Genomic DNA, 20,940 nt, shown 5'->3' with positions numbered 1-20,940 from the left:
AAGTCGCGAACCCGGAATCCGGAAATTGTCGGTGGGAAATTCCGGGTCGGATTACTTCGCCACGATCTCCGGCACCTTGCCGGCGGGCGGGGTGTTGCGGCTGCGCTGGGTGCGGACGATGCCGTCGATGATGGTCATGCCGATGCCCGGGAGATCGCCGAGCTGAACGCTCTCCAGGATGTTCCTGCCCGGCGAGTGCTGGGCCTTGTCCATCAGCACGAAATCGGCGGAGCGGCCGACCTCGATCAGGCCGCAATCGAGCTCGCGCATCCGCGCGGTGTTGCCGGTGGCGAGGCAGAACGCCAGCTCGGCGGGCAGTTCCCCCAGCGAGGATAGCAGCGAGACCATCCGCAAAATGCCGAGCGGCTGCACGCCGGAGCCGGCCGGCGCATCGGTGCCGAGGATGACGCGGTGCAGGTCGCCCATCTCGCGCGCGATGCGCAGCGTGAACAGCGCCGAGCGCTCATTGCCGTTATGCACCAGCTCGAGCCCGCGCTTGCAGCCCTCGCAGATGCAGCGGATCTGGTCGTCGGGCAGCGCGGTGTGGCCGCCATTGATGTGACCGACCACGTCGGTGTCGGCTTCCAGAACCACGTCCTTGTCGATCAGGCCGGAGCCCGGAATCGAGGGGCCGCCGGTGTGGATCGTGCTCTGGATGCCGTATTTGCGCGCCCAGCCGACCATCTTGCGCGCGGTGGGACCATCCTTGACGCCGCCGAGCCCGACCTCGCCGAGCAGCTTGACGCCGGCGGCGGCCAATTCCTTGAAATCGTCTTCCACCATCTCGCATTCGATCACCGGCGCGCCGGCATGCACCTTCACGCCGCCCGGCCGCAGCGTCCAGAACGCGCGCTGCGCGAAGATCGCCATCGCCTTCAGTCCGACCACGTCGCGCGGCCGCCCGGGCATGTGCACCTCGCCGGCGGAGATCATGGTGGTGACGCCGCCATGCAGGTAGCTGTCGATCCAGTTGATCTGGTTCTGCCGCGGCGTCCAGTCGCCGGCGACCGGATGGACATGGCTGTCGATCAGGCCGGGCGCGACCGTCGTGCCATTGGCATCGACGATGGTGGTGGCGCCTTCGGTGTCGACGTCCTTGAGACGGCCGATCGCAGTGATCCTGCCGTTCTCGGCGACGATGGTATCGGCGTCCAGGATAGGCCTTTCCAGGGCTCCCGACAGCAGTAGCCCGATATTGCGGATCACCAGCTTGCTGGGGCCGGTGGCCTGGGGCGCGTCGTGAGCCATGGGTGTTTTCCTTCTGCTTCTGCCGAAATTGCCCGGGAATTTGAGCCCGGCTTGACTTTCGGATCAAGCCGGATTATTCGTTTGTATACGAATGATCGTATACAAACGATCCGGCCGGTCAACGGGGTTCAAGTCCCCAACCCGCCGCAGCACAGATCAGGGATTGGTGCGATGAGCAATTTCAACCAGGAAAGCGTCCTCAGCGTTCATCACTGGACCGACACGCTGTTCTCCTTCACCACCACCCGCAACCCGTCGTTCCGCTTCCGCAACGGCGAGTTCACCATGATCGGGCTCAAGGTCGGCGAGAAGCCGCTGCTGCGGGCCTACAGCGTCGCCAGCGCGAATTACGAGGACACGCTCGAGTTCTTCTCGATCAAGGTTCCGGACGGCCCGCTGACCTCGCGCCTGCAGCACCTCAAGGAAGGCGACGAGATCATTGTCAGCCGCAAGGCCACCGGCACGCTTGTCATCGACAACCTTGAGGACGGCCGCAACCTCTATCTGGTCGGCACCGGCACCGGCCTCGCCCCGTTCCTCAGCGTGATCAAGGATCCCGAGACCTATGACCGCTTCGAGAAGGTCGTGCTGCTGCACGGCTGCCGCCGTGTCAAGGAGCTCGCCTATGGCGAGATGATCACCGAGCGGCTGCCGCAGGACGAACTGATCGGCGATCTGGTGCGCGACCAGCTGATCTACTACCTGACCGTGACGCGCGATCCGTTCCGCAACCGCGGCCGCATCACCGACCTCATCACCTCGGGCAAGCTGTTCGCCGACATCGGCCTGCCAGCGCTCGATCCCGCGCATGACCGCGTCATGATCTGCGGCTCGCCGGCGCTGGTCGCCGACACCCGCACGCTGCTGAATGGCCGCGGCTTCGTCGAGGGCAATCACGGCGAGCCCGCGCAGTTCGTGGTCGAGAAAGCGTTCGCCGAGCGCTGATCTTCGCACTGATCTCCAGCCCCGTCATTGCGAAGAGTTCGCGACAAAATTGCAATGCAATTTTGCGCTGAAGCGACGAAGCAATCCATCTTCCGGTACAGCCGGAAGCAATGGATTGCTTCGCTCCGCTTGACAAAGCTGATGCGGCTTACGGCCGGACCGCCGGCGCTTCGATCGGCATGCCGCGCGCCCGCGACATCAGGTAGAGCTCGAGCTCGACGAGCTCCGGCGAACCATAGTCGTAGGCCTGCGCGCGGATGCCGGTGATGCAGGCGCGCAGCCGCCGCTGCAGCGACCCGAGCGACTGCCATTCCAGCCGATAGAGCGGATAGCCGGTCGGCTGCGCCTGCGTGATCGCGCTGCCCGCGAGCTTCTTGTCCCAACTATCGTCGTGGCAGTTGGTGCAGCCGAGATTGAGCTGGCCCTGCCGCTGCATGAACAGCGCGTGGCCCTTCTCGATAAACGGCGCGAGCTCCGGATCGTCGCCGGTTGCGATCGGCACACCACGCGACTGCTGCGCGACATAGGCTGATAGCGCTAGCAGCTCGCGGCTTTCATAGGCGAATGGCGACGCCTGCTGGTGGTTAGTGCGGCAGAGGTTGATCCGCCCTTCGAGGTCAACCGGCTTTCCCAACGCCTTCTCGAACGCCGGATAGTGTGCCGCGACGCCTTTCATGCTGACGCGGGCATCGTTGTGGCAATCGGCGCAGGCCTTGTCCGCGCTGCCGGCCTTGCGCTTCCACAGCGCCTCGCCGTCGAGCACAAAGAGCATGCCGGGATTGGCGGTGTCTTCGTCCTGCATCGCCCTGGTGTCCGCGCTCATGAAGCTATAGCCGGACCGGCGCTCGGATAGCGGAATCTCCGCGGCGAGCGCTGTGCCCGCCATCGCCGTCAGCAGCGCGATGCAGACCGCAATCTTCATTCGACCGTGATCGAAGCCTGCGCGGTCTCCGAAAATCCCTTGTCACCGATCCACTCGAATTCGAACTTGCCGCTCTCGGTCACCGTCGTGAAGAAGGTGATGAACGGATTGGCGGCGATCGCAGGATAAAGATCGGCGCGGAAGATCTCGGTGCCGTTGAAGCGGCAAATGAAGCTCGTGATGATGTCGCGCGGCACCACGTCGCCCGACGCGGTGTGGCGATAGCCGGTCTCCATGATGTGCGACATCAGCGTCTTGATCTCGATGACGCTGCCGCGCCTGGCCTTGGCCGGCACGTTGATCAAAGCCGACGGCATCAGATCGCCTCCTCGGTGCAGGCGGCGAGTGTCACCACGACGTCCGCGGTCGCCGACCAGAACGTGTCGTCGGAGAGCCGCGCAATGGCCGTGACCTTCTGGCTGTCGGCGAGGCGGATGCGGGCCGACACCTGAGCGCGGCCGGCGCGCGGTGTGAGATAGAAATTGCCGATGTTCGGCTGCGGGTTCTTCTCGTTGAAGATATGGATGCTCTTCACATACTCGTCTGCCGTCATCGGGCTCGCGACGCTGACCGTCATCGGCACGGTGTTGCCGTTCTCGACCAGCGGCGGGATGTCGAGCTTCACCTTGCCGGTCCGCACATCGGCTTCGCCGACGACATTGCGGATCGCGGACTGCAGCATCGCGGGCGTGGCGTCGGCCGGCCGCACGATCACCAGCACCGCGGCACCGCCGGTGAGGCTCAGGAACGTGCGACGTGTGGTGTGGTCCGAATTCGTCATTCCTAGGTCCTAGTTCCGCAGTGTTGCCAGGTAGGCCACGATATCCTCGATCTGCTCCGCCGACTGGATCGGCTTGTCACGCCATGAGGTGCCGACGCGCGTGAGCCCATCGACGCGATAGTAGGACGGCATGATCGTCGCCGCATTGAGATGCGCCGCATCGACCAGCCGGAGCCGCAACTGTCCTTCCGACCAACGGGCGCCGCTCCCAGTGAGGTTCGGCGCGAGGTCGCCCTGGAACGCCTGCTCCGCAAATGGGCCGCTGTGGCAGAGGATGCAAGTCGAGGAACGCTCGACGATCAGCGCACGGCCGCGCGTTGCGTCGCCTTTGGCTCCGGTCAGCGTTTGCGGGATCGCATCGCCGACCACGGTATAGGGGCGCAAGGCCTCGGCGCCGGCAGACACGTTAGCTGCGAACGCGGCTACCGCGAGCAACGCCATGAGGGAGAGCCTAGCCAAAGGCCTCTCCTGTGATGGTCCTGAACCAGTCGAGCGCCTGATCGGCCTCGCGTTGGCGCACCTCGCGCGAGGCGTCGACCGGGCTCGTGGTCACCTCGGCCTCGCCATATTGATCTTCCTTCGGCTGATAGATGCCCTTCAGGGAGAAGGCATAGCCCGGCGCGACTGTGTTGTAGCAGGCGCCATCGAGCCGCGGTGTCTCCGGCGCCTTGCCCGCAAGTGAATTGACGATCGCGGCTGCACAGGCCCGGCTTGCGCGGCCGCCGCGGAAGCGGATTTCGGAATCCCGCCGGCGATCGCGGCATCACCGATCACATGGATGTTGGGTACGAGCTTCGAGGCAAAGCTGACCGGATCGATCGGGCACCAGCCGGTGTGGTCGGCGGCACCGGCGATCTCGGGATGCGGCCGGCTCGCTGCGGCGGGATCACATTGGCGACCGCGGCGGTGTAGTTGCCGAAGTCGGTGACGATCGCGTTCGTCGCCGGATCGACCGCCGTCACCCGTCCACCCTGTGACAAGGCAATTCGTTCAATCATGCCGGGATAGAGTTCCGCCCAGGCCCTCTCGAACAGCTTTTGCTGCGAATAATTGTCCTTGGCGTCGAGCAGCAGGATTTTTGAGCGAGGCTTCTTCGCTTTCAGATAATGCGCGATCAGGCTGGCGCGCTCGTAGGGCGCCGGCGGACAGCGTAGCGGTGCGGCGGGAACGGCGATCACGACGAGGCCGCCATCGTCCATGGCTTCGAGCTGCCCGAGCAGCAGCATGGTCTGCGCGCCGGCCTTCCAGGCGTGGGGCATCTTCTCCGCCGCCGCTTCGTCATAGCCGGAGAGCGCGTCGAAGCGCATGTCGATGCCGGGGGCGAGGACAAGCCGGTCATAGGAGAGCGTTGTGCCATCAGAGAGAGCGATGGTGCGCGCCTGCGCATCGACCTTGGTGGCTGCCTGCGCGGCAACCGCGATGCCGTCGGCCGCAACCTTGCTATAGGTGAATTGCTGCGCGGAAAGCTCGCGCAGGCCTGCGATCACCTCGTTGCTGAACGGGCAGGCGGTGAAAATCTTGTTCGGTTCGACCAGCGTAACCTGAAGTTTTGCGTCGAGTCGCCGCAGCGCCCGCGCACAGGCCGCGCCGCCGAAGCCGCCGCCGATCACCGCGATCCGCGGCGCGCCTTGCGCCAACGACGGATGCGCCAACGCGGCCGCCGCTACGATAGTAGCGGCGCCACGGACGACATCCCTGCGCGTCTGAAGACGCGAGACGGCCATGCACGATAATCCTGGGGAGGGGGCGGCGGCCGCTCGGGCCGCCGCTTCTGGTTTGATCAGGCGAAGCTGATGTTCTGGTTGCGCAGCGGGAAGCTGCGGATGCGTTTTCCCGTCGCCGCGAAATAGGCGTTGAGCACTGCCGGCGCCGCGACGTCGATGGTCGGTTCGCCGACGCCGCCCCAGAACCCGCCGCTCGGCACCATCACCGATTCCACCTTCGGCATTTCGTTGATGCGCATCGAGTTGTAGGTGTCGAAGTTGGTCTGCTCGATGCGGCCGTCCTTCACGGTGCAGCCGCCGTAGAACAGCGCGCTGAGGCCGTAGACGAAGGAGCCCGCGATCTGCCGTTCCACCTGCGCCGGATTGACGACATAGCCGGGATCGGTGGAGGCGACGATGCGATGCACCTTGATCTTGCTGCCGTCGGTCACCGAGATCTCGGCGGCGCCGGCAACATAGCTGCCATAGCCCATCACCTGCGCGATGCCGCGATAGACGCCCTGCGGCGCCGGCGTGCTCCAGCCGATCTTCTCGGCCACGGCGTTGAGCACCGCGAGATGCTTGGGGTTCTTGCCCATCAGCTTGCGGCGGAATTCGAGCGGGTCCTGGCCGGCAGCCAGCGCCAGCTCATCCATGAAGCATTCCATGTAGATCGCGTTGTGATTGACGTTGACGCCGCGCCAGAAGCCGGGCGGGACGTGCGGGTTGCGCATCGAATGCTCGACCAGCAGGTTCGGCACCGAATAGCCGATCGCGGCCTCGCCGGCTTGCGCGACGCCCTGGAACGCGGCGGGGTCCATGCCGTTCTGCAGCGCTTCCGGGCGCACCGAGAACAGGATGGATTGGCCCGACAGCCGGTAGTGCAGCGCGACCAGATTGTTGTCGGCATCGAACGCGCCGGTCAGCTTGCACTGCGTGATCGGGTGATACTTGCCGTGCTGCATGTCCTCTTCGCGCGACCACAGCAGCTTGATCGGCGTGCCCGGCATCTGCTTGGCGATCGCCACCGCCTGCCGCACATAGTCGGTCATGCCGCGCCGGCCGAAGCCGCCGCCGAGCATCAGCTTGTGCACGTCGACCTTGTCCGCCGGCAGGCCGGAGGCCTCGAGCGCTGCGGCGAACGCCGCCTCGCCATTCTGAGTGCCGCACCACACCTCGCATCTATCAGGTGTGTACAGCACGGTGGCGTTCATCGGCTCCATCGTGGCGTGGTTCTGGTAGGGATAGCTGTAGACCGCCTCGACCTTCTTGGCTGCGGTGGCGATGGCCGCCTTGGCATCGCCGTTCTGGTTGCCGACATAGGCCGGCTGCGCATTGTCGAGACCTTCGGCGAGCCAATTTGCGATCGTCTCGCTGGAGACCTTTGCATTGGGGCCTTCATCCCAGACGATCGGCAGCGCATCCAGCGCGGTCTTGGCGTGCCACCAGGTGTCAGCGACGACGGCTACGGCACTGTCGCCGACCGGCACCACCTTCTTGACGCCCTTCATGTTGGCGATCTTGGCTTCGTCGAAGCTTTTCACCTTGCCGCCGAACACCGGGCAGTCCTTGATCGCGGCGTTCAGCATGCCCGGCAGCTTGACATCGATGCCGTAGGTCATCTTGCCGGTGGTCTTGTCGACGGTGTCGAGCCGCTTCAGACCCTTGCCGGCGATGGTCCAGTCCTTCGGGTCCTTCAGCTTGACGTCGGCCGGCGGCTCGAGCTTCGCTGCGGCCTCCGCGACCTTGCCGTAGGTCGTGGTCTTGCCCGAGGGCGTGTGAGTGATGACGCTGTTCGCCGCCTTGCATTCGGAAGCAGGCACTTTCCACTCATTGGCCGCCGCCTGGATCAGCATCACGCGTGCGATGGCGCCGCCCTTGCGGACATAGTCCTGCGAGGTGCGGATGCCGCGGCTGCCGCCGGTCGAGAAATCGCCCCAGGCGCGCTTGCGGGCGACGCTCTGGCCGGGCGTCGGATATTCGGTGGTGACCTTCGACCAGTCGCACTGCAATTCCTCGGCGACGAGTTGGGCGAGGCCGGTGAGCGTGCCCTGGCCCATCTCGGAGCGGGCGATGCGGATCACCACGGTGTCGTCGGGCCGGATCACGACCCAAGCGTTGATTTCGGGTGTGCCGTCGGCCGCGCGCACCACGGAGGGGCCGCCGAACGGAAGATCGAGGCCGAGCGCGAGACCGGCGCCGGCGGTTGCCGTGCCGATCACGAAGGCGCGGCGATTGAGCCGAGAAGAATGATTTGGCATGACGTGCTGATTCATTGCTGCTTCCTCATGCGTTCGCGGCAGCATGAATCGCCTCGCGCACCTGCTGGAAGGTGCCGCAGCGGCAGATATTGGTGATGGCGTCGTTGATGTCGTCGTCTGATGGCTTCGGGTTCTCCTTCAGCAGCGCCGCCACGGCCATGATCATGCCGCTCTGGCAATAGCCGCATTGCGGCACGTCGTCGGCGATCCAGGCGAGCTGCACCTTGTGCATGACGCCGTTGGCCGCGAGGCCCTCGATGGTGGTGATGTCCTTGCCGGCGGCTTCGCTCACCGTGACGCCGCAGGAGCGCATCGCGACGCCGTCGATATGAACGGTGCAGGCGCCGCATTGCGCGATGCCGCAGCCGTATTTGGTCCCTGTCAGTCCGACATTCTCGCGAATCGCCCACAGCAGTGGCGTGTCGTCCTCGACGTCTACATTGATTGTTTTGCCGTTTATTTTGAGATTTGCCATCGCTTTTCCCTGAATAGTCCAATCCACCGATTGGACTGCAGCGCGATGGTGGCCTTGAAACTGGAACGGTTCAAATCAAGAAAATGCGCTCGCAGCGCGGAAGAAAGTTGATGGCGCGGTGTTTGGTCGCGCATCGCGCTTTGCATGCCTGTTATGTCTTTTGCGACGAGGCGACCGCCAGGCGCAGGAAACTCATGACACTGCCGAGCGCGGCAAATCCGGCACCCAGTGCCAGCGCGACGGTGGCGCCCTCGCGGTCGGCCAGCGCAAAGCAGAGTGCGGCGAGTGCGGCACCCGTGGTCTGCCCGGTCAGCCTCGCGGTTGCGACAATGCCGCTGGCGCTGCCGCTGCGATGTGACGGGGCGCTCGACATGATCGCCTTCATGTTCGGGGTCTGGAAGAAACCGAAGCCGATGCCGCAGATCATCGTGCGCCAGACGATGTTGGCGACGCTGGGCTCGGCCGGCAGGGTCGCGAGCAGCACCATGCCAAGCCCGAGCAGCAGCATGCCGATGCCGCCGAGGATGCCGGCCGGATAGCGGTCGGACAGCCGGCCCCCGATCGGCGCCATGAAGGCGACCACCAGCGGCCACGGCGTCATGAAGAAGCCGGTCTCGACCTGCGAGCGGTGCAGTATGTCCTCGAAGTAGAACGGCAGCGAGACGAAGGCGAGTCCCTGCACAGCAAACGAGCAGACGGCGGTCGCGGCCGACAGCGCGAAAATCGGCCGGCGAAACAGGTCGATCGGCAGCATCGGCGCCGGATGATCGGCATGCCGCCGGGTCAGGATCCAGCCGAACAGGATCGCGCCGACAAGCTCGGCGATGACAAGCGCAGGCGCCGTCTTGTGGGCGGCGCTGCCGATGCCGATGATGAAGAGGCCGAGGCAGGCGCAGGCAAGCGCGGCGCCGGCGAAGTCGAAGGCGTGGGTGGCGCGCGGTGTCTTGGGCAGCGTCTTCATGCCGATCAGCAACGCTGTGATGCCGAAGGGAATGTTGACGGCGAACAGCCAGGGCCACGGGCCAAGCGCGAGGATTCCGGAGGCGATGGTCGGCCCGAGCGTAAAGGCGGTCGCGACCACGAGCGCATTGTGGCCGAAGCCGCGGCCGAGCATCCGACTTGGATAAACGAAGCGCACCAGCGCGGTGTTGACGCTCATCAGGCCGCTGGTGCCGAGCCCCTGCAAGGTGCGCGCGACCAACAGGCTCGGCAGCGACCACGCCAGCGCGCAGCCGAGCGACGCCAATGTGAACAGCAGGAGGCCGCCGAGATAGATCCGCTGGTGGCCGACGATTTCGCCGAGCGCGCCGAGCGGCAGCAGCGTCGCGACCAGCGCGATCTGATAGACGTTGACCACCCATACCACTTCGGCGGGGCTGACATGCAGATCGTTGGCGATCGCGGGCAGTGCGATGTTGGCGATCGCGGTATCGAGTGAGGCCATCGCCAGCGCCGTGAAGATCGCCGCCACCGCCCAGCGTCGGGTTTCCCACGGCAATCCATCGGTGATCGGCGCCGCAGCCGCGCCGGTGGTGGGGGTCTTTTCGAGCATGTCTGAAATAGTCTCCGGGGCGCCATGTACTACGCCGGCACCCCGTTCCCCAGCCGCGCCGCTGCATGATGCGTATGCGAAGCGGCCGGGCGCGGTCAGTGGTCCCGGTGCGGCCCGAACAGATAACCCTCGATCGCGCGCAGGACCCGGCGGTTCGCGGCGGCATGTGACAGGTCCTGTTGCAAGGCATGGTCGACCATGGCGCGGCTGATCACGATCAGGTCCTCGATGATTTCGTCGTCGACGGGCCTTGCGATCTGGCGACGGTGCCGGGCGAGCAGGGCGGCGACCAGCTCCTTCAATTCGCTGGCCGCCGAAGAGTCTGATGACGCCGGACGCAGGCGATCCTCCTCGGTCTCCAGGATGCGGTTGAGCCCGGCCCGCTCGGCATGCGCCTCGAGCTGGGCGCGAATGATGAGGTTGAGCGATGCGGTCAGGCTCTTGCCCTCGGACGCTGTGACCGCGTCCCGCACCTTGGCCAGCAGCGCGTCCTCGAACCTGGCGATCAGGGCCAGCGTCAGCGCGTCCTTGTTGGGGAAGTACTGGTAGACCGAGCCGACACTGATGCCGCCGCGCTCGGCGACTGCATTGGTGTTGTAACCCTCAAGCCCGCGTTGCTCCAAAACGCGAGCCGCCGCCTCCAGAATGACCGCCACGGTTTCCCGCGAACGCTGCTGCAGCGGCTGTTTCCGAGCCTTCATGCGCCGCTTCGCCGGCATGGAGAGCCGCTCCTGGAACGCGAGTTGTGGAATATGAGTAATTGCTCACATTATGGACGCGAAAGGAGAACCGATCAATGGTTACACTGCAAACGACGTCGTCCCCCGTGCTTCCCGAGCACGAGGACGATCCGCACAATTTTCACATCTTCGTCATGGTCAAGACCACGCGGCATTGGCTCGATCTGAAGACCGAGCAGCGCCTCGCCTTCCTGCACGAGGAGGTCATTCCGCTGCTCCGGCGCCGTCCCGAGCTGAAGGTGCGCTGGTTCGAGCCGGAGGCCTTCTCGACCAGGGCGACCGACGTCATGATCTGCGAAACAAGCGACCTCTCGGCCTGGGCCTGGTTCTGCGACCATTTGCGCGAGACGAGGTTTTGGGATCATTACTTCGAAGTGCTCGACATCATGCCGGCGCTCGAAGGCAATTATCTCGCCTAGGAGCTTGTCTGGATAGTCGCTGTTCAAATCTGGTCGGGTCTGATTCAACATTGGGCGATGAGCAAGTATTTTCGGCCTTGGAACATCGATCAGACGCTGCTTCTGCCGCCGAATGTGCAGGACTTCGTGCCGAAAGGCCATGTCTCGCGGTTTATGGTTGATCTGGTGCGGGAGAGCCTCGATCTCAGGGAGATCATGGGCAGCTATGTGAGCGGGCTTGGGCAGCCGCCGTTTGATCCGCGGATGATGGTGGCGCTGCTGCTGCATAGCTATGCGAGTGGGCTGTATTCGTCGCGTCGGATTGCCAAGGCCTGCCGGGAGCGGAACGATTTTGTGATGATCGTGGCGCTGGATGCGCCGGATTTTCGGACGATCAGCGACTTTCGCAAGCGACATTTGAAGGCGCTCGGCGCGCTATTCGTGCAGGTTCTGAAGTTGTGCGAGACGGCCGGGCTGGTCAAGCTCGGTCATGTCGCGCTGGATGGTACGAAGATCAAGGCGAACGCGTCGAAACACAAGGCGATGAGTTATGAGCGCATGAAGAAGCGCGAGGCGGAATTGAAGGCCGAGGTCGCTCGCATGCTGGCGGCCGCCGAGGCGGCGGATGCCTCGGAGGATGAGACTTTCGGCAACAGCGACGAACTGCCGGACTGGACCGTCGACAAGCAGAAACGGCTGGCGAAGATCCAGCAAGCGATGGCGGCGCTGGAAGCGGACGCCAAACTGGCGGCGGAGGAAGAGCGCCGCATCGAGGCCGAAAAGGAACAGCAGCGCCAGGCCGAAGGCCGCAAGAAGCCGGGCAAACCGGCGGCGCTGCCATCGGAGGAACCCAATCCCAAGGCGCAACGCAACTTCACCGATCCGGAAAGCCGCATCATGAAGTCGAAGGATGGCTTCGTTCAGGCCTATAATGCCCAGGCGGCCGTCGATGCACATGCCCAGATCATTGTCGCGCAAGAACTGACCCAGCACGGCAGCGATCAGGGCCAGTTGGTGCCCCTGATCGAGGCCATCGAGAGCAATCTTGGCCGCAAGCCGCGGCAGGCCTCAGCGGATTCCGGCTACTGCAGCGAAGCCAATCTCGAAGCGCTCGACACACGCAGCATCGATGGCTATGTCGCGCCCGGACGCGCCAAGCACCCGACAGTAGCGAACGGAAAAGTCGGCGGCCCGCTGACACAGGCCATGCGAAAGAAGATCGACGATGGCGGCTTCGAAACACCCTACCGATTGCGAAAGCAAGTGGTGGAGCCGGTGTTCGGGCAGATCAAACAGGCAAGAGGCTTCCGCCAGTTCCTGTTGCGGGGCATCGAGAAAGTGCGCGCCGAGTGGACAATGATCTGCACCGTCCATAACCTCCTCAAGCTGTTCAACCTCGCAAACGCAGCCTGAGCCTGCTACTCTACAACAAATGCCCGTCACGAAAACATATCTGGACGGGCTCCTAGAGCCGAACGCCGGCCCGGATCGTTTCGGGCCGGCGCGTCGGCAGGGGGCGGCCGAGAGCAGTCTTGCGGTGAAGCCTCTTCGCTTTTACAGAATTATCCCTCTGATCGAGAGAGGGTGAAACGAGAAGCAAACCTCGGACAAATCATGTCGCGAGAATGCGAAGCTCCGTCCCCACCAACACCGTCATCGCCCGGCTTGACCGGGCGATCCAGTACGCCGCGGCCTCTCGGCTCAGGCACCGGCGTAAGGAACACTGGATCACCCGCATGCGCGGGTGATGACACCGAACTAGCTGGTTGACAGTCGAATCAGAAAAGGCTGGACGGCCCCGCCGGTGGCCGTCGATCCTTCGAGGGCCGCCGAAGAAGCGGCCACCTCAGGATGACGGGTCCGATGGTCGCGTGTGCTGGGCGATAACCATGCCAGTGTCGTCCCCGCGAAAGCAAGGCCGCGCCCCCGCTGCGTCACAGAATCGCGCCGAGACGACTTTCGGATAGCTTGCGTCACAGTCGCGATCGACTACCCTTGGTATGCAAGCAGGCGCGACGTCAGATCGCGCCGCAAGAGGGGACGCGCGCATTGCACGGACAGGCCGACGGGCGCAGCGATGCCATGCGAAGCGCCGGCGAGGGAACTCGGCGCCGCGCATTCACCGGCCTTTGGGTCGCAACACTGCTGGCGATTCTCACCTTCCTGGTGATCTATCCCGTTTTCATGCTGCTGCTCGGCGCGCTCACCGACACCAATCCGGTGGTCGACGGCATCCGGCTCAGCCTGAGCCATCTGTCGATCGCCAATTTCCTCGCCGTGCTGGCCAATCCGAACGTCGCCGAAGCGCTGCTCAACACGCTGATCGCCTGCGGCGGCGGCACCGTGATCGCGGTCGCGATCGGGCTGTTGTTCTCCTGGATCGTGGTCCGCACCAACACGCCTTTCAAGGGCTTCATCGCCGCGGCCAGCATCCTGCCGCTGTTTGCGCCGCCGCTGGTCGCCGGCGTGGCCTGGGCCATCCTCGGCTCGCCAAAGACCGGGCTGATCAACACGATGTTCAAGTGGATGGGCTCCGACCTGCGCATCGATCTCTATTCGATGTGGGGCCTGGTGTTCGTGTTCGGCATCTACTACGCGCCCTATGTCTACATGTTCACGTCCTCGGCGCTGCGCAACATGGACCCGAGCCTGGAGGAGGCCGCGGAGATTTCCGGCGCCAGCGCGTTCGCCACCCTGTTCACGGTGACGTTCCCGCTGATCATGCCGGCGATCGTCTCGGGCATGCTGCTGTCGTTCATCGTGATGCTCGGCATCTACGGCATCCCGGCCGTGCTCGGCGCGCCGACCAACCTGAACGTGCTCACGACCTACATCTTCAAGCTCACCAACTGGTCGCCGCCGCTCTACAACACCGCAGCCGCCGTGGCGATCATCCTGATGGTGGTCACGGGCCTCCTGGTCTATCTCCAGCAGAAATTGCTGAGCGGACGCAGCTACACGACCGTGGCGGGCAAGGCGTTCCGGCCGCGCAGCCTCGATCTCGGGCCGTGGCGCTGGCTGACCTTCGCGCTCGGGATCGGTTATCTCCTCATCGTCGTGGTGCTGCCGTCGCTGGCGCTGATCGTCGCGGCGTTCCGCAAGTTCATGTTCATCCGCGACGCCGCGAGCCTGTTCGACATGCGGCAGTATTCGCTGGTGCATTTCGAGAGCATCTTCGACAATCCGCTGACGATGCGGTCGATCTACAACGCGGTCGAGGTCGGCGTCATCACGGCGGTGGTCGGCGGAGCGCTCGCCTTTGCGATCGGCTATACCATCCATCGCACCCGCGTCACCGGCCGCAGCGCCATCGATCTGATCTCGACGGTGCCGGTCGCGATCCCCGGGCTCGTGGTCGGCGTCGCCTATCTCTGGGCCTGGATCGGCGTGCCCGGCGGGCTCTACGGCACGATCTGGATTCTCGCGCTGGCCTTCATCGCGCGCTTCATGCCCGACACCGTGAAGGCGCTGTCGACCTCGTTCCTGCAGATCCATCGCGAGCTCGAGGAGGCCGCCTGGGTCTGCGGCCGGGGCATGCTCGGTACCATCAGGACGATCGTGCTGCCGCTGGCGCGGCCGGGCGTGCTGGCGTCGATGACGCTGCTGTTCGTGCTGGCGATCCGCGAGCTCGGCTCGTCGCTGTTCCTTTACACCAGCAACACCATGGTGATGTCGGTGCTGCTGCTCGACTATTACGAGGGCGGCAATATCGGAAAGACCGCGGCCTTCAGCCTGGTGCAGACGGTGCTGCTCGGTGTCCTGATCGGCGGCGCCAACTGGCTGTCGCGCGGTGCCGCACAGGGCAATGTGGCGCGGACCGGATAACAACAAGAAGAGGGAAGGATTGGCGATGGATAGACGGACCTTCACCACACTGGCCACTATACTCGCCTTGGCGGGCGTCGCGACATTCGCGCCGGCGCCGGCCGCATCGGCGCAGGAGTTCGGGTCGCCGGAATTGATCGCAGCCGCGAAGGCCGAAGGCAAGCTCGTCTTCTACACCGCGAACTTCGCCGAGATCGAGCAGCAGGTGATCAAGGCCTTCAACAAGCGCTTTCCGGAGATCAAGGTCGAGATGGTGCGCGCCCCCGGCGGCCAGCTCATCACCCGCGTGAAGACGGAGGCCGCCGCCGGCAAGCTGATCGCCGATGTCGTCGACCACTCCGATCGCGCGCTGATGCAGCCGCTGGACGATCTGTTCCAGGATTACGCACCGCCGAATGCGGCCGATTACGATCCGCATGCGCTGATCTCGCCAAAATACTGGCCGCGTGCGACGATCGCGTGGTCGATCGGCTACAACACCGAGCTGGTGAAGGATCCGCCGAAATCCTGGATGGATCTGACCAAGCCGCAATATGACAAGCTGATCGGGCAGGTGTTCGCGCAGTCCGGCGGCACGACGTGGACCCGGATCATGTTCGAGCGCCAGGTGCTCGGCGAGGGTTACTGGGCCAGGCAGGCCGCGACCCATCCCGTGCTTTATCCCTCCGGCGCGCCGACGGCCGATGCCCTGGTTCGCGGCGAGATCGCGATAGCGCCGCTGCTCTACAACGTGATCTATCAAAAGAAGAAGGACGGCGCGCCGATCGAGATCTTCTTCCCTCCGGAGGGAGCGCCGGTCAATCCCTATGCGAGTGGCATTCCGAAGACGGCGGCTCATCCCAACGCGGCAAAGCTGTTCCTGAACTGGTGCCTGTCGAAGGAAGGGCAGACCTTCATGATCAAGGAGCTCGGCAATCTCACCTCGCTCAAGGAGCCGCCGGCCTTCCCGGAGGGATTCGATCCCAAGGTGGTCAAGCTCTGGTATCCGAAGTTCGACGACTATGTGAAGCTGCACGCGGCGTGGGTCGCGGAGTGGGACAAGACGTTCGGTTACCGGCAATAGGTGCGGGTGAAGCGATGACGACGACGCTCGCGGTCACCGATCTCAAGAAGCAATTTGCGATCGGCCGCCCGGCGATCGACGGCGTCAGCTTTGCCGTGCCGGCCGGCGAGATCGTGGTGCTGCTCGGGCCGTCCGGCTGCGGCAAGACCACGACGCTGCGCTGCGTCGCCGGGCTCGAGCATCCGACCGGTGGCGAGATCAGCATTTCCGGGCGGGTGGTGTCGTCGCCGGCGCGCGGCATCCTGGTGCCGCCGCGCGCGCGCAACCTCGGCATGGTGTTCCAGTCCTATGCGGTGTGGCCGCATATGACGGTGCGGCAGAACGTGGTCTATCCGCTGAAGCACCGCAAGATCGGGCGTGCTGATGCCGGCCGCATGGTCGACGAGGCGCTGGCGCTGGTCGGACTGTCCGACTATGCCGACCGGCCGGTGGTGGCGCTGTCGGGAGGCCAGATGCAGCGCGTCGCGCTGGCGCGCAGCATGGTGTACCGGCCGCAACTCTTGCTGCTCGACGAGCCGCTGTCGAACCTCGATGCCAAATTGCGCCTGCGGCTGCGCGACGACCTCCGCGTCATTCTCAAGCAGACCGGGATGACGGCGCTCTATGTCACCCATGATCAGGCCGAGGCGGTCGTGCTTGGCGACCGGATCGGCGTGATGCGCGACGGCAAGCTGCTGCAGATGGACACGCCCGACATGATCTACAACCACCCGGCCGATCTGTTCGTCGCCAATTTCACCGGCGCGACCAACGAACTCGCCGGCACGCTGGTCGCGTGCAATGACCGGTTTGGCGTGGTCGATTTCGGCGACGGCAGGCAAGGCGAGGTCGCCCTGTGCCAGACGCTGAAACCCGACGAGAAGGTCCGCGTCGCGCTGCGGCCGGAGAATATCGCGATCGGCCGACCCGATGGCGCCAACACATTCTCGGCAAAAGTGCTCGACCGCCGCTATCAGGGCACCCAGACCGCCTACGGCATCGAGCTGTTCGGCAAACGGCTGGAAGCAATCGAGCTCGGCACCGCCGCGCGCCATCAGGTCGGCGTCGAGGCACAGGTCGCGCTGCCGCGTGAATGCTTGTGGGCCTATCGCGACAACGGGCAGTCATCGCATGATTAGCTGTGCGGAATCCGCCCCCTTCCGCAATCGTATTGACATCGGTTAATCTGCCACGGAACAGACATAAGAAACGGCTGAAACGAGGCGCCTTCCGATGACGATGACCGAGCAAGCCCGCGACGCAAAGCCCTCCGCGATCGACAAGGAACGGTTGCGCCTGAAATATCAGGAGGAGCGCAACAAGCGGCTGCGTTCCGACGGCAACGACCAGTATCTCCAGATCAAGGGCCGGCTCGCGCATTATCTGGACGATCCCTACACGCCGGTCACCGAGCGTGCGCCGAAGACCGACCACGTCACCTTCGCCTTCATCGGCGGCGGCTTTGCCGGGCTCGCCACAGCGGCGCGGCTGACCGAGGCCGGTGTCAAGGATGTCCGCATTGTCGAGAAGGGCGGCGATTTCGGCGGCACCTGGTACTGGAACCGCTATCCCGGCGCGCAATGCGACACCGCGTCGATGGTCTATATGCCGCTGCTCGAAGAGACCGGCCACATGCCGTCGGAGAAATACGCGCACGCGCCCGAAATCCTCGCGCATTGCCAGCGGATCGGCCGGCAATTCAATCTCTACGACAATGCGCTGTTTCACACCGAGGTGACGAGCCTCGATTGGGATGCGGCGCAATCGCGCTGGGTCATCCGCACCACAAGAGGCGATGCCTTCACCGCGCAATATGTCGGCATCGGCACCGGCCCGCTGCATGTGCCGAAGCTGCCCGGCATTCCCGGCATCGAGCGCTTCAAGGGCCACTCGTTCCATACCAGCCGTTGGGATTACGACTACACCGGCGGCGATCCCAAGGGCGCACCGATGACGAAGCTCGCCGACAAGCGCGTCGGCATCATCGGCACCGGTGCAACGTCGGTGCAGTGTATTCCGCACCTCGCGCGCGCCTGCAAGGAGCTCTACGTGTTCCAGCGCACGCCGTCGTCGGTCGACGTGCGCGGCAACGGCCCGATCGATCCCGACTGGTTTGCCGATATCGCGACGCCGGGCTGGCAACAGCGCTGGCTGGAGAATTTCACCGCCAACCAGGCCGGTGGATCGGCCGAGGAAGATCTGGTGCAGGACGGCTGGACCGACCTGTCGAAGCGGATCCGCGCCAAGGTCATGTTGCTGCCGCGCGAGCAGCGGACCCTGGAAAACATGCGGGCCGCCTTCGAGGATTCCGACTTCGAGAAGATGGAGGAAATCCGCAACCGGGTCGACACCATCGTCCGCGATTCGGAGACGGCCAAGAACCTCAAGGCCTGGTACGGCCAGCTTTGCAAGCGGCCGTGCTTTCACGACGCCTATCTTCAGGCCTTCAACACGCCGGGCACGCATCTGATCGATACCGACGGCAAGGGCGTCGAGGAGATCACCGAGAACGGGATCGTCATCGCGGGCAAGGAATACGCACTCGATTGCATCATCTACGCGTCGGGATTCGAGGTCGGGACCGAATATCGCAGGCGTGCGGGCTTCGATCTGACCGGCCGTGACGGCATCAAGCTGTCGGAGCATTGGGCCGAGGGCATGCGCACCAAGCACGGCATCCACGTCCACGGCTTTCCGAACGTGTTCTTCGTGCAGCCGACGCAGGGCGCCAATCTCATTTCCAACGTGCCGCACAATCTGACCGAAGCGGCGCGGACCATCGCCCTGATGGTCGGCCATGCCAGGGATAACGGCTTCAAGGAGATCGAAGTCAGCAAGGAGGCTGAGGATCGCTGGGTCGCGCTGCTGTTGACCAGCGTCGGCCGGATGATCGGCGGCCCCGATTGCACGCCGGGCTACTACAACAATGAGGGCCGCGAGCCGGGTCCCGCTGCCAAGCTCAATGTCGGCCACCCGGCCGGCGCGTTGGCCTACTTCAAATACATCGACGGCTGGCGCAGCAGCGGCCAGTTCGAAGGCGTGCAATTCCGCTGAGTACAGCGCGATCGGGACTGTCCGTGAGGTATAGGGAGTGCTTGAGTATGACCCAGACAACCGCAGCTGAAACGTCGCACGAACTTCCGAAGGCGGCGTCCGCGTCGGTCGTCGCGCAGCACGAGACGACGCTGAAGGCGTTGCCATTCACCGACACCGGGGATTTCGACGATGCCGCGCGCGGCTTTCTCGGCACCATCGAGAACGCGCGCGTCACCTCGGCCCAAGGCAGGGTGGTCTGGAGCCTCGAGCCCTACGGCTTCCTCTCCGACGAGAAAGCGCCTGCGACCGTCGATCCGAGCCTGTGGCGGCAGTCGCGGCTCAATATGCATCACGGCCTGTTCGAGGTGGTGCCCGGCGTCTACCAGGTGCGCGGCCTCGACATCGCCAACATGACGCTGATCGAGGGCGACAAGGGCGTGATCGTGGTCGATACGCTGACCTCGATCGAAGGCGCACGCGCCGCGATGGAATTGTATTTCCAGCATCGCGGCAAGCGGCCGGTCGCCGCCGTGATCTTCACCCACACCCACACCGATCATTGGGGCGGTGCGCGCGGCGTGCTCGACGACGCCATGCTGGCGGCGGGCGTGCCGATCATCGCGCCGAACCTCTTCATGGAGCACGCGGTCTCCGAGAACATCATCGCGGGGCCGGCGATGCTGCGCCGGGCGCAATACCAGTTCGGGCCGTTCCTCGCCAAGGGCGTGCGCGGCCAGGTCGATTGCGGCCTCGGCAAGACCATGGCGGCGGGCGGCGTGGCGCTGCTGCGGCCGACCGACCTGATCATCGCGACCGGCGATACGCGCATCATCGACGGCGTCGCGTTTGAATTCCAGATGGCGCCGAACAGCGAGGCGCCGGCGGAGATGCATTTCTTCATTCCGCGCTACAAGCTGCTGAACCTCGCCGAGAACTGCACGCATAATTTCCACAATCTGCTGCCGTTCCGCGGCGCCGATGTGCGCGATGCGCTGGCCTGGTCGAAATATCTCGGCGAGGCGCTGCAGATGTGGGGCGGCAAGGCGGAAGCGATGTGCGGCCAGCATCATTGGCCGGTGTGGGGGCGGGAGCGGATCGACACCATGATCCGGCAGCAGCGCGATCTCTACAAATACGCGCATGACCAGACCATCCGGCTGATGAACCACGGGCTCAACGCAGCCGAGATTGCCGAGACGATCCGGCTTCCGCAAAGCCTCGAAGGTGCCTGGCACGGCCGCGGCTATTACGGCCACATCAGGCACAATGTGAAGGCGATCTATCAAAAGTATCTCGGCTGGTACGACGCCAATCCGGTCAATCTCGATTCCTTGCCGCCGGTCGAGGCCGGGAAGAAGTACGTCGAGTATATGGGCGGCGCCGACGCGATCCTGAAACGGGCCGCAGCGGATTTCGCCAAGGGTGAATTCCGCTTCGTTGCGCAGGCCGTCAGCCACCTCGTGTTTGCCGACCCTGACAATCAAGCGGCCCGCGCATTGCTGGCCGATACGTTCGAGCAGCTCGGCTATGCCGCGGAAAGCTCGACCTGGCGCAACGCCTATCTGTTCGGCGCCCAGGAGCTGCGGCAGGGCATGCCGAAGACCCCGCCGCGCTCGCCGATGCCGCGCGAGACACTGGCTGCGCTGCGCACCGAGCAGCTCTGGGACGTGCTCGGCATCCGCCTCAACGGCCCCAAGGCCGAAGGCAAGCGCATCGTGCTGAACTGGAACTTTACCGACACCGGTGAGAGCTTTGCGCTCAATCTCGAGAATTCGGCGCTGACCTACGTCAAGGGCGCGCAGGCCGCTGATGCGCACGCGAGCTTCACGCTGGCGCGCAGCGTGCTGGACGAGGTGATCGCCAAGCTGACCATGTTCCCGGAAGCGGTCAGCGCCGGCAAGATCAAGGCGGCGGGTGATCCGTCGCGGCTCGATGAGTTGATGGCGCTGATGGACGAATTCCCGCGGATGTTCGAGGTCGTCGAGCCGAAGCGGACGATGGTGAGCTAGTAC

At 64.5% G+C, this 20,940-nt stretch carries 17 protein-coding genes and 1 pseudogene; 8 read left to right on the top strand and 10 right to left on the bottom strand.

Annotation, left to right across the window (positions count from 1 at the left end; translation table 11 throughout):
* Positions 1–51: 51 nt before the first annotated feature.
* A complete protein-coding gene (locus HAP54_RS45685) occupies positions 52–1,248 on the bottom strand; it encodes an amidohydrolase family protein (RefSeq protein ID WP_166297927.1) in 1,197 nt (398 codons plus the stop codon).
* A 171-nt stretch (positions 1,249–1,419) separates the two neighbouring features.
* Between HAP54_RS45685 and HAP54_RS45680 the strand changes: the two genes are divergently transcribed.
* On the top strand, positions 1,420–2,193 hold the full coding sequence (locus HAP54_RS45680) for a ferredoxin--NADP reductase (protein WP_166297926.1): 774 nt from the start codon (positions 1,420–1,422) through the stop codon (positions 2,191–2,193).
* A gap of 148 nt (positions 2,194–2,341) precedes the next feature.
* Here the strand turns inward: HAP54_RS45680 and soxA are convergent, their stop codons facing one another.
* The 9 genes and pseudogenes from soxA to HAP54_RS45635 all read right to left on the bottom strand — a co-directional run bounded on the left by soxA (position 2,342) and on the right by HAP54_RS45635 (position 10,606).
* Positions 2,342–3,115 (bottom strand): sulfur oxidation c-type cytochrome SoxA, encoded by a 774-nt coding sequence (soxA, locus tag HAP54_RS45675; protein ID WP_166297925.1) that lies wholly within the window; start codon positions 3,113–3,115, stop codon positions 2,342–2,344.
* A complete protein-coding gene (gene soxZ, locus HAP54_RS45670) occupies positions 3,112–3,432 on the bottom strand; it encodes a thiosulfate oxidation carrier complex protein SoxZ (RefSeq protein WP_166297924.1) in 321 nt (106 codons plus the stop codon). Before soxZ ends, soxA begins: the two co-directional genes overlap by 4 nt.
* On the bottom strand, positions 3,432–3,896 hold the full coding sequence (locus HAP54_RS45665; protein ID WP_166297923.1) for a SoxY-related AACIE arm protein: 465 nt from the start codon (positions 3,894–3,896) through the stop codon (positions 3,432–3,434). Before HAP54_RS45665 ends, soxZ begins: the two co-directional genes overlap by 1 nt.
* Positions 3,897–3,905: 9 nt before the next feature.
* Positions 3,906–4,337 (bottom strand): sulfur oxidation c-type cytochrome SoxX, encoded by a 432-nt coding sequence (gene soxX / locus HAP54_RS45660; protein WP_166297922.1) that lies wholly within the window; start codon positions 4,335–4,337, stop codon positions 3,906–3,908.
* A gap of 10 nt (positions 4,338–4,347) precedes the next feature.
* Positions 4,348–5,620, bottom strand: a pseudogene (locus tag HAP54_RS45655) (FAD-dependent oxidoreductase).
* A 56-nt stretch (positions 5,621–5,676) separates the two neighbouring features.
* Complete coding sequence (locus HAP54_RS45650) at positions 5,677–7,875, bottom strand: xanthine dehydrogenase family protein molybdopterin-binding subunit (RefSeq protein ID WP_166297921.1); 2,199 nt, start codon at positions 7,873–7,875, stop codon at positions 5,677–5,679.
* Positions 7,876–7,885: 10 nt separating this feature from the next.
* Entirely contained in the window at positions 7,886–8,335 is a 450-nt protein-coding gene (locus HAP54_RS45645) for a (2Fe-2S)-binding protein (protein WP_166297920.1), read from the bottom strand.
* A gap of 151 nt (positions 8,336–8,486) precedes the next feature.
* Positions 8,487–9,887, bottom strand: coding sequence for an MFS transporter (locus HAP54_RS45640; protein WP_166297919.1), 1,401 nt, complete (start codon positions 9,885–9,887; stop codon positions 8,487–8,489).
* A gap of 95 nt (positions 9,888–9,982) precedes the next feature.
* Entirely contained in the window at positions 9,983–10,606 is a 624-nt protein-coding gene (locus HAP54_RS45635) for a TetR/AcrR family transcriptional regulator (protein WP_166297918.1), read from the bottom strand.
* Between the two features lie 77 nt (positions 10,607–10,683).
* On the opposite strand from HAP54_RS45635, the gene HAP54_RS45630 reads away from it, so the two are divergent.
* The 7 genes from HAP54_RS45630 to HAP54_RS45600 all read left to right on the top strand — a co-directional run bounded on the left by HAP54_RS45630 (position 10,684) and on the right by HAP54_RS45600 (position 20,937).
* Positions 10,684–11,046, top strand: coding sequence for a darcynin family protein (locus HAP54_RS45630; RefSeq protein ID WP_166297917.1), 363 nt, complete (start codon positions 10,684–10,686; stop codon positions 11,044–11,046).
* Positions 11,047–11,103: 57 nt separating this feature from the next.
* Positions 11,104–12,438 carry an IS1182 family transposase gene (locus HAP54_RS45625; protein WP_166202952.1) on the top strand — a complete coding sequence of 445 codons (1,335 nt, stop codon included), beginning with the start codon at positions 11,104–11,106 and terminating at the stop codon, positions 12,436–12,438.
* A gap of 669 nt (positions 12,439–13,107) precedes the next feature.
* Positions 13,108–14,850 carry an ABC transporter permease gene (locus HAP54_RS45620; RefSeq protein ID WP_166297916.1) on the top strand — a complete coding sequence of 581 codons (1,743 nt, stop codon included), beginning with the start codon at positions 13,108–13,110 and terminating at the stop codon, positions 14,848–14,850.
* Between the two features lie 25 nt (positions 14,851–14,875).
* Complete coding sequence (locus tag HAP54_RS45615; RefSeq protein WP_224741509.1) at positions 14,876–15,913, top strand: ABC transporter substrate-binding protein; 1,038 nt, start codon at positions 14,876–14,878, stop codon at positions 15,911–15,913.
* Positions 15,914–15,927: 14 nt separating this feature from the next.
* Positions 15,928–17,031, top strand: coding sequence for an ABC transporter ATP-binding protein (locus HAP54_RS45610; protein WP_166297915.1), 1,104 nt, complete (start codon positions 15,928–15,930; stop codon positions 17,029–17,031).
* 94 nt (positions 17,032–17,125) lie between these two features.
* Positions 17,126–18,946 carry a flavin-containing monooxygenase gene (locus tag HAP54_RS45605; RefSeq protein WP_166297914.1) on the top strand — a complete coding sequence of 607 codons (1,821 nt, stop codon included), beginning with the start codon at positions 17,126–17,128 and terminating at the stop codon, positions 18,944–18,946.
* A 47-nt stretch (positions 18,947–18,993) separates the two neighbouring features.
* On the top strand, positions 18,994–20,937 hold the full coding sequence (locus HAP54_RS45600) for an alkyl/aryl-sulfatase (RefSeq protein WP_166297913.1): 1,944 nt from the start codon (positions 18,994–18,996) through the stop codon (positions 20,935–20,937).
* Positions 20,938–20,940: the final 3 nt, after the last annotated feature.

Source organism: Bradyrhizobium sp. 2S1 (assembly GCF_011516625.5).
Lineage (GTDB): Bacteria > Pseudomonadota > Alphaproteobacteria > Rhizobiales > Xanthobacteraceae > Bradyrhizobium > Bradyrhizobium septentrionale.
Note: the sequence above shows the minus strand (reverse complement) of the source record. Positions and strands in the feature narration are given on the sequence as shown.

What these genes read in the sequence shown, in the direction of transcription:
- HAP54_RS45610 (WP_166297915.1), top strand. Translation starts at nt 15,928, where the DNA reads ATGACGACGACGCTCGCGGTCACCGATCTCAAGAAGCAATTTGCGATC.
- HAP54_RS45665 (WP_166297923.1), bottom strand. Translation starts at nt 3,896, where the DNA reads ATGACGAATTCGGACCACACCACACGTCGCACGTTCCTGAGCCTCACC.
- HAP54_RS45685 (WP_166297927.1), bottom strand. Translation starts at nt 1,248, where the DNA reads ATGGCTCACGACGCGCCCCAGGCCACCGGCCCCAGCAAGCTGGTGATC.
- HAP54_RS45640 (WP_166297919.1), bottom strand. Translation starts at nt 9,887, where the DNA reads ATGCTCGAAAAGACCCCCACCACCGGCGCGGCTGCGGCGCCGATCACC.
- HAP54_RS45625 (WP_166202952.1), top strand. Translation starts at nt 11,104, where the DNA reads ATGAGCAAGTATTTTCGGCCTTGGAACATCGATCAGACGCTGCTTCTG.
- soxZ (WP_166297924.1), bottom strand. Translation starts at nt 3,432, where the DNA reads ATGCCGTCGGCTTTGATCAACGTGCCGGCCAAGGCCAGGCGCGGCAGC.
- HAP54_RS45650 (WP_166297921.1), bottom strand. Translation starts at nt 7,875, where the DNA reads ATGAATCAGCACGTCATGCCAAATCATTCTTCTCGGCTCAATCGCCGC.
- soxA (WP_166297925.1), bottom strand. Translation starts at nt 3,115, where the DNA reads ATGAAGATTGCGGTCTGCATCGCGCTGCTGACGGCGATGGCGGGCACA.
- HAP54_RS45600 (WP_166297913.1), top strand. Translation starts at nt 18,994, where the DNA reads ATGACCCAGACAACCGCAGCTGAAACGTCGCACGAACTTCCGAAGGCG.
- HAP54_RS45635 (WP_166297918.1), bottom strand. Translation starts at nt 10,606, where the DNA reads ATGCCGGCGAAGCGGCGCATGAAGGCTCGGAAACAGCCGCTGCAGCAG.
- soxX (WP_166297922.1), bottom strand. Translation starts at nt 4,337, where the DNA reads ATGGCGTTGCTCGCGGTAGCCGCGTTCGCAGCTAACGTGTCTGCCGGC.
- HAP54_RS45680 (WP_166297926.1), top strand. Translation starts at nt 1,420, where the DNA reads ATGAGCAATTTCAACCAGGAAAGCGTCCTCAGCGTTCATCACTGGACC.
- HAP54_RS45615 (WP_224741509.1), top strand. Translation starts at nt 14,876, where the DNA reads ATGGATAGACGGACCTTCACCACACTGGCCACTATACTCGCCTTGGCG.
- HAP54_RS45605 (WP_166297914.1), top strand. Translation starts at nt 17,126, where the DNA reads ATGACGATGACCGAGCAAGCCCGCGACGCAAAGCCCTCCGCGATCGAC.
- HAP54_RS45645 (WP_166297920.1), bottom strand. Translation starts at nt 8,335, where the DNA reads ATGGCAAATCTCAAAATAAACGGCAAAACAATCAATGTAGACGTCGAG.
- HAP54_RS45620 (WP_166297916.1), top strand. Translation starts at nt 13,108, where the DNA reads ATGCGAAGCGCCGGCGAGGGAACTCGGCGCCGCGCATTCACCGGCCTT.
- HAP54_RS45630 (WP_166297917.1), top strand. Translation starts at nt 10,684, where the DNA reads ATGGTTACACTGCAAACGACGTCGTCCCCCGTGCTTCCCGAGCACGAG.